Below are 13,388 nucleotides of genomic sequence, written 5' to 3' on the forward strand. Positions count from 1 at the left end.
GCCCGTACAGGGCGTGAGTGGTGACCAATCGCCGCCAATAATAATCGACTGTATCAAGTTTCTCCCCTCATAACTCCATGATTTATCTGAAATATTATCGGATTTCCTAAAATCGTAACCATTTGGACAGGAAATGGCATGGCGCTTGCAAACACTCTGAATAGCTGTTCAGGCAATCACAAAACAGAAGTTTGGAGTGCATATCATGACCACGAAAACCCGCTTTAAATACAAAGAGCTTGCCATAGCCATCGGTTTGGGCTGCGGCTTGGCCAGCGCTGGTGCGATGGCTCAGGGAGAGCTGGAAGAGGAAGCTGTGGAACTCGGCACCTACACCACCGAAGGCGCTGTTGAAGACACAATGGGCATTATGCCCACCGAGCCGGTGGAATCGGTGTTCGGCTTTGGGAAAACGGCTCTGGAGACGCCCCGCGGTGTGACATCAGTCAGCGCCGAGATGATGGAAAACTTCAATATCACCGATATCGATGACCTGGTATTGATCGCGCCCGGTTCATTTACGCAATCCTTCTTTGGTGTCGCCGGTTCGCTCGATGTGCGCGGTACGCCGGGAGAAGTGTACTTTCGCGGCATGCGCCGTGTGAACAACCCGGGCAACTACCCCACGCCGATCGGCGCTTCCGATCGTGTGGATGTGGTGCGGGGGCCTGCCAGTCCGATCTACGGCCCGTCCAAAATCGGCGGTTTCCTGAACTTTGAGCCGAAGTCGGCTCGTGCGGAAACCGGACAGTATCTGACTGAGCCCACCGGCGCCCTTTCGGTTACCCGGGGCAGCTGGGAGAAAAACGTACTGACGGCGGAAGTCGGTGGTCCCGCGAGCATTGGCGACAAACCGCTGGGTTACTACATTTATGCGGAAACCGAGAACTCCGGCAGCTATTACGAGAACAGTAAAACCGATCAGAACATTTTTCAGGCTTCCTTCAACATGGACCTCACGGCTGATACTCGCATCGAGTTTGGCGGTATGTACCATGAATACGATGGTAACCAGATCGCGGGCTGGAACCGTGTTACCCAGGACCTGATCGACAACGGTACCTACATTACCGGAACGGCGCAGCCCGTGGACACCAATGGCGATGGTTACAATTCACCGGATGAATACGACGCGTGGAAAGGCACCTTCGTTAACCCGAACAACTTCTTTGTTCCGGCGTCCTCGGCGACTGATGCCGACATGGATCCCGCCTGGGCGTTGGAGAATTCCGGGACTACTCAGCTGGATGGCAGTCAGGTACTGGTCGGCCCTGAAGACCAGCTGACCACCGATGTGGAAACCTTTTATTTCGATTTGATTCATCGGGTGAATGACAACTTTACCATCACCAACAAAACCTTCTATGAGGGTGTCGACAACTTCAACGAAAACGCCTACGGGTTCAGCGCCAAGTTCAACACCTACGCGATTGAGAACCAGACGATTTTTGCGTTTGACTCGCAACACAGCGACTGGCTGCACGGCAGCTATCAAATCTCCCCCAGCATTCGCTACACCGATTTCGAGCACGGTGAAGAGTTCGATTATGAGTATTTTGATCGGCGCGATCTGAGCCAGCCGATTGCCGGCATGGATCGTATGCTCCTGGCCACCATGACCGATTCCGATTACTCCAGTTATAAGGTGGGTGATTTCACAGACTACGGCCTGGCGTTCCTGGCGGACTACGACATTGGCGAAAATCTCGATGTTATGTTGGGCGCACGCTACGACAGCGTTAAGTTCAATACCGACGTAGTGACCGAGAAAGTGCGTGTCGTGCCGGAAGTGACATCAGCGTCTGAAACCGAAGACGGTGTTTCCTGGACGGCCAGCGTGTCCTACAAGCTGCCCTTTGGGCTTATTCCCTACGCCACCGTTTCTGAGCAGGCCACCATCATCATGGGCCAGGGCTCCGAGATCAGCCCGGACCTGGTCGCCAGTGGTGATGTTATGGCCGACTCCGAGCTGAAAGAAGTGGGTGTCAAAGGCAGCTTCCTGGATGATCGTCTGTACCTGTCGGCTGCCTGGTTCGAACAGTCGCGCACCAACTACAGCGCGCAGGACATGGTCAGTAACGCCACCACGGAAAGTGAGGGTTACGAACTGGAAGCGCGTTTCCTGGTGACCGACAACTTCACCTTGACCGCCGCCATGACTCACGTGGAAGTCACTAACCTGACCGCGCTGGAAGACAGCGGCAGCCAGTTTGGTTTCCAGGGCGCCGGTGACCTGACGGGCGTCAGCGATCCCGCTCTGTTCTACGGTTATGTCATGCAGGGTTTGACTCTGGTGGGCTCTGAAGAGGAAGCGCGCAAAGTGGGTATTCCGGAAAACATGTACAGCGTGACCGGTGCCTATGAGTTCGCTGACGCTTGGCGCTTCACGGCCAGTGCGGTGCATGCCGACTCCACGTTCAGTGGCTTCTCCCGTGGCGTAAAACTGCCCTCCTATACATTGCTGAATGCAGGACTGAGTTATACCACGGACGACTGGACGCTCAGTTTCCAGGGTAAGAACCTGACGGATGAAACGTACTTCCGTGCCAACTTCCCGGATTTGTTTGGCGGCACCATTGTGTTGCCGGAGCTGCCGCGGCACTACTCCGTCAGCCTGGCCTACCGGTTCTGATAATGGGTCAGCACCATCAGCACAACTGGGGCCGGCCGTGCCGGCCCCGAATTTTGATAGAGGTTAACTATGCGACTTCGTAAACCCCTGCTTTTTGTCGCCTGTGGTCTGCTGATGGCGAATGCGTCGGCGCAAACCGTGGACGACAGTCTGTCCCGTCAGGAGCAAATGGACCGCGACGGTGCCGCCAGCCAGGCCCGGATTGACCGGTTGGACGATCAGGCCAAAAGCGATTTCCAGGAATTTCGGACGGTCTCCCGTCGGTTGGAAAGCCTGAAGATCTACAACCAGCAAATGGACCGCCTGATTCAATCCCAGAATCAGGAAATGGACAGTATTCAAAACCAGATTGAAACCATTGACGACATCGAAACCGGCGCGCTGCCACTGATGTTGGAAATGACGGAAACGCTCGATGAGATCGTGGAAGCCGACGTGCCTTTCCTGCTGGATGAGCGGCAGGACCGCGTGGCCAGCCTCAAGGAGCTTATTGACCGTGCCGACGTGAGCGCCGGTGAAAAATACCGCCGTATTCTCGAAGCCTATCAGGTTGAGGTGGAGTACGGCCGAACCATTGAAGCCTATCGCGGCGAGCTGGTTATGGACGGCGAAGCGCGCAAAGTGGAATTCCTTCGTGTCGGTCGTGTGGGTTTGTATTACCAGACACTGGATGGCAGTCGCATAGGCCGCTGGAACAGCAGTCGCAGCGATTGGGAAGCGCTGGATGCCGGCTACCGAAACAGCATTCGTGACGGGTTGCGCGTTGCGCGTAAACAAGCGCCACCTGAATTGTTGAAGCTTCCTATCAACGCGCCGGAGCAGTGAGGACCACCCTATGAATTTGATCAATCGCCCGCTTAAAGGGCTGGCACTGGCCGCGCTGGGTTTCGCATTAGCGAGCCCTGTAATGGCGCAACAAACCCTGGACGCTCTCTATCAGAAAGTCAGTGCGGATGCGCGGGCTGAGTCGGCGTACAACAGTGAGCGCGAAGCGGAGTTTCTGTCTCGCGCCAACGAACGTGAGCAGATGCTGGAGACGGTGAAGTCGCAACTGGCCGAGCAAGAGCAACGTCGCGAAACGATGAAGGGCATGTTCGATGAGAACGAAGCCGTGCTATCGGAACTGACCGAACAGCTGGATCGGCGCACCGGCAACCTCGGCGAACTGTTTGGTGTTTTCCGGCAGGTGTCGGGTGATATGCAGTCCATTTTCTTTGACTCGATAGTCAGTGCGGAATTTCCCGAACGGCTCGAAACCATTGAAACGCTGGCGGATGCGTCCGAGGTGCCGACCATCCCGGAGATGCAACAGCTGTGGTCCGTGATGATGCAGGAGATTGCCGAGTCCGGTCACGTCAGCCGCTTTGACAGTGAAATCGTGCTCGCCTCGGGTGAAACCTACGAGGCCCCGGTGGTGCGTGTGGGGACCTTCAACGTGGTTTCAGGGGATACCTACCTGAATTACGAATCCTCCACCCAGGAGCTGGTGGAACTGCCCCGTCAACCGTCGGGATCGGTGCGCTCCACGGCCGGTGCTCTGTACGATGCCGGCGCCGGTGAAGCGGTGGCCTTTGCGCTGGACCCCTCGCGCGGTTCCCTGCTGAGTCTGCTGGTGCAGTCGCCCAGCCTCGGAGAGCGGGTGCAGCAGGGCAAGGAGGTGGGCTATGCCATTCTGTTTATCGGTTTTATCGGCCTGCTAATTGTGATCGAACGCTTGATAAAGTTGTCCCGCGTGTCGCAACGCATGCGCCGCCAGCTTAAAGATATGGATCACGCCGAGTCGGACAACCCGCTGGGCCGGATGATGCTGGCTTACTACGAAAATCGTCACCTGAACGACCTCGATGCACTGAGCAAAAAACTCGACGAAGTCATCTTCAAGGATCTCGCCGAGCTGCGTCGCGGGCTGTCGGTTATCAAGGTGCTCGCGGCCATCGCACCGCTGATGGGCCTGCTCGGTACGGTGACCGGCATGATCGGCACCTTCCAGGCGATTACCTTGTTCGGCACGGGCGATCCCAAACTGATGGCGGGCGGTATTTCCCAGGCATTGATTACGACGGTGCTGGGCCTGGTGGTTGCGATTCCGCTGTTGCTGTCCAGCAGTTTGTTGAGCAGTCGCGTTCAGCAATTGAGCAAGATGATTGGTGAGCAAGCGACCGGTCTGGTCGCTGACAAGGCGGTCGATATTGCGAAGACCAAAGCGTAAGCGGAGGCACCGATGAACCTTCTGTCCCGTTTTAACGACTTTCTCAGCGCCGGTGGTGATGTTTTGTGGTTAATCCTCGCCGTCACTATCTGGCTCTGGTGTCTGATTGTGGAGCGTTACTGGTTCTTCCTGCGTGAGTATCCCTCCAGCCGGGAGGAACAAGTGCGCCGCTGGGAGCGTGTGGCGGAACCCGCGTCCTGGGGTGCGCAGCGCAAACGCCAGCAATGGTTTTCCGAAGTGGATTGCCAGATGCTGCGCAACCTGAAATTGATTACCGCGCTGATTGCGCTGCTGCCCATGCTCGGGCTGCTGGGCACAGTAACCGGGATGATTCAGGTGTTCGATGTCATGGCGTTCATGGGATCGGGTAATCCACGTGCCATGGCGGATGGTGTCAGCGCCGCCACCATCCCGACCATGGCGGGCATGGTGGTCGCCATTCTGGCGATTCCGTTTGCTACAGAACTCAACCGTCGTTATCAGCGGGAACGCCGTCGCTTGCACAGCGCGTTGTCCCGCCACGAGTAAGGCTCCGCCTACGAGGAAGCTATGAGTGATCAACAGTTTTTTATGAATGAAGACGACGATAACGATATCGACATGACACCCATGCTGGATGTGGTGTTCATCATGCTGATCTTTTTTATCGTCACCTCCACGTTTGTGAAAGAAGCCGGGGTTGATGTTACCCGCCCGCAGGCCGACACCGCGATGGCGGCCGAAGCCAACAGTATCCAGGTTGGCATTGATGCCAGCAATCAGGTGTACATGGATAAGCGGCAGATCGATAAGCGCGCCATACGTGCGAATGTGGAGCGCGGTCTGGCCGAAAGTCCCGGCGCGGCCATTATTATTGTCGCTGATCGTGATTCCAATACGGACACCCTGATACAGGTTATGGATCAGGCGCGGTTGGCCGGTGCGGAATCGATCTCGGTGGCTTCGGAGAATAACTGATGTGGGTGAAATATGCGGTGAGTCTCGGTGCGGCGGTGGTGCTGGGTCTGCTGATGTTTCTGATCATGCAGACAATGATCGCCACTGACGGTCGCTTTTCCGATTCGGGTGCAGAGTCGCCGGCGCTGAACTTTGTGCGCGTGGATACCACGCAGGACCGTCTGGAAACCAAAGATCGGCGCACGCCGGATGAACCTCCCGAGCCGGAGACGCCACCGGAAACGCCCGATGTGAGTGTCCAGAACGATCAAGTGCAGAACCAGACGGCCCTGGCGATGGATATGCCCAGCATGGATATGCCGTTGCAGACTGGCAGTGGCCCCAATATGGCGGGCTTAAGTGGCGGCGGTGGTGCCAGCCTGGGTGGGTTCGATTCCGATGTGATTCCCACGGTGAAGGTGCCGCCCAATTATCCGCAGCGGGCGCGGCAGGCCAAACTGGAAGGGTACGTCACGATGGAGGTGTCCATTCGGGCAGACGGCACAGTGTCGGACGTAACAGTGGTGGACGCCAAACCTCCGCGTTTGTTTGATCAGGCGGCGGTCCAGGCCATGCAGCGTTGGCGCTTTCGGCCGAAGATGGTGAACGGTGAAGCTCAGCCACAGCAGGCTCGCCAGACCATTGAATTCAAGTTGGGGGAATAAGGCGCATGAAAGTTGAGATGATTCGCCGTTTTCGCTGGCTGCGTGCATCACTGCTCTTGTTGCTGTTGTCGTCAGCCGGTTCAGTGCTGGCTCAAGGTGAGTCCCTGAGTGGCAAGACCTACAACACGTTGACCGACGTCCAGGAGATGATGGCGGAGGACCGACTCGGAGACGCGTTCAATGAGTTGAGTGAACTGCGTGACGAAGTGGACCCCGACACGATGGATGAAGCCATGGTGTTACAGATGCTCGGCTATGTGGAAATGTCCCGGGATAACTACCCCGAGGCGCTGCAATACATGCGGGCGAGCCTGGATATTGGCAAGCTGCCAGAGCAAATGAAAGTAGAACTGGGATACATGGTGGCGCAGCTGTATGCCATGCAGGAACAGTACGATGAAGCGATCACGTTTGCGCTGGAGTGGTTTGAAACCCTGGAAGATCCGAAACCGCCGCAATTAATGTTCATGGCAAACCTGATGGCACAGACCGACCGTTACGCCGAAGCGCTGCCCTATGCCGAGCGCGCTGTCGAGATCAGTGAAAAACCGCAGGAGAGCTGGTATCAGCTGTTAATTGCTTCGAGCTTTCAAATAGAAGACTACCAGAAGTCCGCCCGCTATTTGCGCGCCGTCGTCAGCGGCTGGCCGGACAACGCCCAGTACTGGGAGCAACTGGCGAGCGTTTACATGATGCTCGACGACCAGCAAAAAGCCCTGGCCACCTTGCAACTGGCGTGGCGACACAGCGTGCTGGAAAAAGAGAACTCCATTCGTTCGCTCGTGCAACTGGCGATCACCGAAGGTATCCCGGACCGGGGCGGCCGCTTCCTGGAGCGTGCGCTGGAGGACGATTTAGTGCCCTCTGATGAGTCGTATCTAAGTTTGCTCGTCAACGCCTGGAGCACCGCGCGGGAATACGACAAAGCCGTGTCCGCGTTGCAGGCGTTGGCGCAGGAGACCGGTCAGGGAGACCCCTATCTGCGTATCGCCGGCATCCGGGTTGAACAGGCGCGCTGGAATGAGGCGGTAAGCGCATTGCGCAATGCTCAGTCCATGCCCGTCGAACAACCGGGACAAGTGTGGCTGACGCTGGGTATTGCATTGACCGAGCAGGAAAACTTTGAAGACGGCCTGGAGGCCTTGCGCAAAGCGCGCGCCTATGACGACACCCGGGAGCAGGCGTCCGGTTGGCTGAAATACGCCGAAAGTCTGCGTCGCCAGCAACGCTGGCAGAGCCGCAATAACAGTTGATTTTACTTCGCATTTTTTTAGGAGTCGTAATGAAAGTCTTTCCGTTACGTTGGTACCGTTTTCGATCCCTTCGCGTGATCGTCACCGTGTTCTTCCTGTTGGCCGCCGGTATGGTCGAGGCCGCGCCGAATGTTCCCAAGGCGCGCATCGCTGTGCTTGGCGGCACTTTTTTGAACGATATTATTTTTCACCGGGACGGGCTGATTCAATCGGAGTTCACCATCGACACCAAAGTGGGAAAATCTCCTACCATTTATTACGCCGAGTATGAAGGGCTGCCGTTTTACTACGTGGATTCTCACGGTGGTGGCAAGTGGTTGGAAACCTGGGTGGCGCTGTATGACCTCGGTGTTGAAGAAGCGGTGGGCGGGGCGACCGCCGGCGCGATCAATCGCAGCATGAACGTGTACGACTACGTGATTCCGGATGACTTTATCGATTTGAACATCGATCGCCCGATTCGTATCCCTCACGAGGTGTATCGCGATCCGGACGCTATTCCGCTGCCGCGCTTCGTGCCCGCCGTGGATACCGATATTCGGGACATTCTGTTGGATGAAACGCGCAAGGCGATTCTCGACAATAAAAAGTACGAAGACATTAGCATTCACGATGGTGGTGTGATCATTCAAAGCCGGGGCGGCCGATTTGAAACCGTCGCTGAAGTGGAAATGATGGCGCGCATGGGCGGCGATGTGGTGACCATGAGCGTGGGCACCGAGATGGCGTACTCGCGAATGCTGGGGATTAACTACGCCAATATTATCGTGATTTCCAACCCCGCGGAGGGGCGCAACCAGTGGGATTTCTCCCTCATGGAAGAGCTTTATCCGAGGGTCAATCCTCTCAGCCTGGATATTGTTCTGGCCGCGTTGCCTCGTATCGCCGGGCTGGAAGGAAAGCCGCGCGTTTCGGACGGTTTGATCAACCACCCGGAGATGACCTCTCAGCCGACTGACAAGAAGCACTAGGTTTTATTTTCTATCGTTACTGTTTTTATCCTTTCTGGAGTACACCTGATTATGTTACACATCATTCAGCGTTCTATTGTCGGGCTGGCCGCGGCGGTGGCCCTGGCCAGCTGCGCGACCACAACGCCTAAACAGCCGGAACCGATTCCCATTAAATTTGTGGTGGTCTCCATGTTTGAGATCGGTGATGTCGAAGGCGACCAGCCAGGCGAATTCCAGTTGTGGAAAGAGCGCCGGGGGCTCGATACCGTGTTGCCCTTTAAAAACTCTCCGCATGATATTTACCTCAATGAAGAGACCGGGGTGCTGGGCATTATTACCGGTATCGGCACGGCCTATTCCGCCAGTACGGCCATGGCGCTGGGTCTGGACCCGCGCTTTGATCTGACCGAAGCCTACTGGATGGTGGCGGGTATCGCCGGTATTGATCCGGAAGACGCCTCCATTGGTTCGGCCGCCTGGGCCGAATACCTGGTGGATGGTGACCTCATGCATCATATCGATGCACGGGAAATTCCCGACGACTGGGAAATTGGCCTGTTCGCACGACACACGGAAAAGCCTTATGATCCCAACCGACCCGAACCCTCGTTTGAAGTGTTGCAGTTGAATGCCGGTTTGACGGACTGGGCTTACGCGTTGACCAAAGATGTTGAGCTGCCGGATTTTGAAGGATTGGATGAAGTGCGTTCGCAGTACACCGATCACCCCAACGCGCAAAAACCACCCGTGGTCATGAAGGGGGATCAACTGGCTGCCATGCGTTTCTGGCACGGTGAAATTCTCAACGACTGGGCCAACAAGTGGGTGGACTATTGGACCGATGGCAAAGGTAAGTTTGTCACCTCTGCGATGGAAGACACCGGCACCTTTTTGTCCTTGAGCCTGCTGGATAACCTGGGCAAAGTGGACAAGGACCGCGTGATGGTTCTGCGCACTGGCAGTAACTTCACTATGCCGCCTCCCGGTGTCACGGCCGTGGACAATTTGCTGGCCGAGAACGAGGGCTATGCGGGCCTGGACGCGTCATTGGAAAGTGCCTATATCGTCGGTTCCAAAGTAATGGACGAAATTCTCGACAACTGGGACACCTACAAGGACCGCATCCCTTCCGTGGATGACTTACCCTAAGAGCTGACATGGATTCACGTGCCTACACCTGGCGGCCGGACTCGGCCGTCTCTTCCGAGCGGCGCGGCCCCTTGCAAGGGCTGCGCCTTGTGGTTAAAGACCTGTTTGATATGGCCGGGCTGCCGACTACGGCTGGCAATCCGGACTGGGCTGCCAGCCATTCTATCCCGACGGTAACCTCCCCACTGGTGCAGCAACTGCTCGATGCCGGAGCCGTATTCAGTGGCAAGACGTTAACGGATGAGCTGGCTTACAGTTTGAACGGCCAGAACATCCACTACGGCACGCCCGATAATCCTCGCGCACCGGGACGATTGCCTGGAGGCTCAAGCAGCGGCTCAGCGGTTGCCGTCGCCGCCGGTGAGGCCGATATCGGTTTGGGAACTGACACCGGAGGCTCCATTCGAGTGCCTTCAAGCTACAACGGTCTGTTCGGCCTGCGCCCGACACACGGTGTTTTATCGTTGGCCAACACGGTGCCGCTGGCGCCGCGTTTTGATACCGCCGGTTGGATGTGTCGCGATGCACAAACGCTCTGGCGAGTGGGGGACACGTTGCTGCCGCCAAGCGAGCACAGCGAAGTGAGTGCCGGAACGATTCGGTTGGCGGTGCTCATGCCCGAGCGTGATGGACCCTTGTGGCAAGACGTCCATGAGCAATGGCTGTCTGGCTTGCAGGATGTGGAGGTGGTGCGACGCCTGAGCGTGTCCAGTGAATGGCTTGATAGTGCCAGTGAGTGCTTTCGTATATTGCAGGGCCGGGATTTGTGGCGCACCCACGGTGAATGGATTACCCGGCAGCGTCCACGGTTTGCACCGGATATTCAGGGGCGTTTTGAATGGGCCAAATCTCTCAGCGCCGCCCAAGAGGCTGAGGCTGAAGAAGCGTGCTCTTCGCTGTGTCGCACAATAACCGGTTGGCTCGATGGTGTTGACGCGGTGGTGCTGCCCACCACCCCGGGTCCCGCGCCTTTGCTCAATGCATCGGCTGAATGGATGGCCATTTATCGCTCGCAATTGATGGGGCTGACGGCGCCTGCTGGCCTGGGTGGTTTACCGCAGTTGCACTTGCCGGTGTTGATGCAGAACCAGGCCCCCATGGGGATATCGCTGTTGGGGGGCCGGGGTAAAGATCGCGTGTTACTGCAAATGGCCCGGACCTTAAGTTCGGTGTCGGGAGTGATTGATCGATGAGTGGCGTAGCCTTTAGTGCACCTCACAAAGAGGCCGCCGAAATCGGCTTGAAGGTGTTAGAGAAGGGCGGCAATGCGGTGGACGCGATGATCGCCGCAGCGGCGGCCATCAGTGTGCTTTACCCTCATATGAACAGCCTGGGCGGCGACGGTTTTTGGCTGATCCACCGCCCCGGCGAGGCACCCCAGGCCATCGACGCCTGTGGCACCGCCGCCGAGCGGGCGACCGTAGCGTTCTATCGTGATCGGGGGCTGGAAGCGATACCGTCCCGCGGCGCTCTGTCGGCGCTGACGTTGGGCGGGACCGTATCGGGGTGGTCGCGCGCGCGCGCGCTGGCTGGCCAGTACGATCCATTAACGCCGCTGACACAGTTGTTGAAACCGGCGGTGGATCTAGCCCGTAATGGCATTAATGTCACTGAAAGCCTGGCCGCAGCCAGCGCCAAAGTGGCGAGCGAACTCGAGTCGGAAGGCGAGTACCGCAACGTGTTTACCCGCGACGGTGTGCCGTTGCGTGAAGGCGAAACGTTGCGCAATCCCGAGCTGGCGGACTTTTTGACACAGTTGGCGGATCAGGGGCTGGAGAGCTTTTACCGTGGCGATATCGCACGCCATCTGGCCGCCGAACTCGAAACACTGGGAAGCCCGTTGCGGCTGAGTGATTTTGAGCAGTTTCACGCTCGGCGCGTCGCACCCTTGTCTGTGGCCACTCGGTTCGGTCGCGCTTATAATCTGCCAGCGCCAACCCAGGGTCTGGCTTCATTGATGATTCTCGGGTTATACGATCGTGTGTACCAGCCACATTGGAGTGAAGCCCAGCGGGTGCACGCTCTGGTTGAAGCCACCAAACTGGCGTTTGAGGTGCGCGACCGGGAAGTGGCTGACCCGCGTTATATGGAAACATTGAGTCAACGGTGGTTGGATGATGAACGGCTCGATACGTTGGCATTGCGTATGACCGATACCGCTGCGCCCTGGCCTCGCCCTGCGGAGCCCGGCGATACCGTCTGGATGGGCTGCGTGGACCGCAACGGCGTTTTGGTGAGTTTTATCCAGAGTATCTACTGGGAATTTGGCTCCGGGGTAGTGATTCCCGGTACCGGGCTGGTGTGGAACAATCGCGGCGTAAGCTTTCGGCTGGATGAGTCGCACCACAATGTGTTGCGCCCCGGCGCCCGCCCCTTCCATACCCTGAACCCGGCCATGATATTGCTCGATGATGGCCGCCGTTTGAGTTACGGCACTATGGGTGGAGAGGGCCAGCCCCAGACGCAGTCGGCGCTGCTGACACGTTACCTTTATGATGGTATTCCTCTGGATGAGTCGATCCGCCGGGGCCGCTGGCTTCTGGGTCGCACCTGGGGAGATGCCGATGACGATCTTAAGCTCGAAGCCGACCTTGCCGAACATATTGGCGCGGCTTTGGTCGCTAAAGGTCACCGATTAAAAACACTGCCGGAACACAGCGAACTGATGGGACATGCGGGCGCCGTATTGAGCTTGTCGACCGGTGTGGTTTCGGCAGTCAGCGACCCACGCAGTGACGGCGCGGGTCTGACAGGACGATACGATTCATGAGTGAGACAGTAATAACCTGGTTGCCGTTGATCGCGGCGATGTTGGTCACGGGTGCATTTGCCGGCGTTCTGGCCGGGCTGTTGGGTGTTGGCGGTGGCATTGTCATCGTGCCGGTGTTGTATTTTGTATTGCAGGGTATGGGGATCGACCCCGATGTGGCCATTCGTGTGGCCACGGGCACATCGTTACTGGTGATCGTGCCTACTAGCCTTTCCTCGGTGCGCTCGCACCACCGCCGCGGCAATGTGGATTGGGCGCTGATCCGTCGCTGGTGGCCCTTTATGGTGGTCGGCGTGATTCTCGGCAGCCTGACCGCACTGAAAGTTCACGGCAATGTCATCGGCGGTATTTTTGGTGTGATCGCGCTGCTGGTGGCGGCCAATATGTTGCTTCGCCCGAAAGCACCACCGCTGACGCAGCAACTGCCGGGCTTGCCCGGGCAGGGGCTGATGGCCGGCGGCATCGGGTATTTTTCGGTGATGATCGGTATCGGCGGGGGCACGCTGGGCGTGCCGATGCTGACCGCCTGTAACTACCCTCCGCATCGGGCGGTAGGCACCGCTGCGTTCTTTGGTTTACTGATTGCCCTGCCGGGTGCCACAGCCATGTTGCTGGCTTCTACGCCGGAGGGGGCTCCCGACGGCATGGTCGGCCTGGTCAACCTGGCGGGCTTTGCGGCCATTGTGCCGTTGACTGTATTACTGGCACCGGTCGGTGCCTGGCTGGGTTCGAAATTGAACGCGCTGTGGCTCAAACGCGTGTTCGCTGTGTTTTTGTGCATCAGCGGCGGCCGTATGCTGATGCAGCTGTTGGGGGTTTGA

12 protein-coding genes are annotated in these 13,388 nt (G+C 57.6%); all 12 read left to right on the forward strand.

Annotated features, from left to right (window positions below):
• Window positions 1-205 precede the first annotated feature (205 nt).
• The gene (locus ACQCLF_RS10465; protein ID WP_426986980.1) at window positions 206-2,632 is read left to right on the forward strand and encodes a TonB-dependent siderophore receptor; all 2,427 of its coding nucleotides are present in this window, start codon (window positions 206-208) and stop codon (window positions 2,630-2,632) included.
• A gap of 69 nt (window positions 2,633-2,701) precedes the next feature.
• On the forward strand, window positions 2,702-3,457 hold the full coding sequence (locus tag ACQCLF_RS10470; RefSeq protein ID WP_426986982.1) for a DUF3450 domain-containing protein: 756 nt from the start codon (window positions 2,702-2,704) through the stop codon (window positions 3,455-3,457).
• Window positions 3,458-3,467: 10 nt separating this feature from the next.
• Window positions 3,468-4,841: a MotA/TolQ/ExbB proton channel family protein gene (locus ACQCLF_RS10475; RefSeq protein WP_426986984.1), complete on the forward strand. Its 1,374-nt coding sequence runs from the start codon at window positions 3,468-3,470 to the stop codon at window positions 4,839-4,841.
• A gap of 12 nt (window positions 4,842-4,853) precedes the next feature.
• The gene (locus ACQCLF_RS10480) at window positions 4,854-5,369 is read left to right on the forward strand and encodes a MotA/TolQ/ExbB proton channel family protein (protein WP_426986986.1); all 516 of its coding nucleotides are present in this window, start codon (window positions 4,854-4,856) and stop codon (window positions 5,367-5,369) included.
• Window positions 5,370-5,390: 21 nt separating this feature from the next.
• Complete coding sequence (locus tag ACQCLF_RS10485) at window positions 5,391-5,798, forward strand: ExbD/TolR family protein (protein ID WP_426986988.1); 408 nt, start codon at window positions 5,391-5,393, stop codon at window positions 5,796-5,798.
• Window positions 5,798-6,442 (forward strand): energy transducer TonB, encoded by a 645-nt coding sequence (locus tag ACQCLF_RS10490; protein WP_426986990.1) that lies wholly within the window; start codon window positions 5,798-5,800, stop codon window positions 6,440-6,442. Before ACQCLF_RS10485 ends, ACQCLF_RS10490 begins: the two co-directional genes overlap by 1 nt.
• Window positions 6,443-6,447: 5 nt before the next feature.
• Complete coding sequence (locus tag ACQCLF_RS10495; protein ID WP_426986992.1) at window positions 6,448-7,695, forward strand: tetratricopeptide repeat protein; 1,248 nt, start codon at window positions 6,448-6,450, stop codon at window positions 7,693-7,695.
• A 29-nt stretch (window positions 7,696-7,724) separates the two neighbouring features.
• Window positions 7,725-8,666 (forward strand): hypothetical protein, encoded by a 942-nt coding sequence (locus tag ACQCLF_RS10500; RefSeq protein ID WP_426986994.1) that lies wholly within the window; start codon window positions 7,725-7,727, stop codon window positions 8,664-8,666.
• 51 nt (window positions 8,667-8,717) lie between these two features.
• Window positions 8,718-9,797, forward strand: a complete 1,080-nt coding sequence (locus tag ACQCLF_RS10505; protein WP_426986996.1) for a purine nucleoside permease — start codon at window positions 8,718-8,720, stop codon at window positions 9,795-9,797.
• A gap of 8 nt (window positions 9,798-9,805) precedes the next feature.
• On the forward strand, window positions 9,806-10,990 hold the full coding sequence (locus ACQCLF_RS10510; protein WP_426986998.1) for an amidase: 1,185 nt from the start codon (window positions 9,806-9,808) through the stop codon (window positions 10,988-10,990).
• Window positions 10,987-12,567: a gamma-glutamyltransferase family protein gene (locus ACQCLF_RS10515; protein WP_426987000.1), complete on the forward strand. Its 1,581-nt coding sequence runs from the start codon at window positions 10,987-10,989 to the stop codon at window positions 12,565-12,567. Before ACQCLF_RS10510 ends, ACQCLF_RS10515 begins: the two co-directional genes overlap by 4 nt.
• Window positions 12,564-13,388: a sulfite exporter TauE/SafE family protein gene (locus ACQCLF_RS10520; protein ID WP_426987002.1), complete on the forward strand. Its 825-nt coding sequence runs from the start codon at window positions 12,564-12,566 to the stop codon at window positions 13,386-13,388. The genes ACQCLF_RS10515 and ACQCLF_RS10520 overlap by 4 nt, the downstream gene beginning before the upstream one ends.

The sequence above is a fragment of the Marinimicrobium sp. ARAG 43.8 genome (assembly GCF_050113635.1).
Lineage (GTDB): Bacteria > Pseudomonadota > Gammaproteobacteria > Pseudomonadales > Cellvibrionaceae > Marinimicrobium.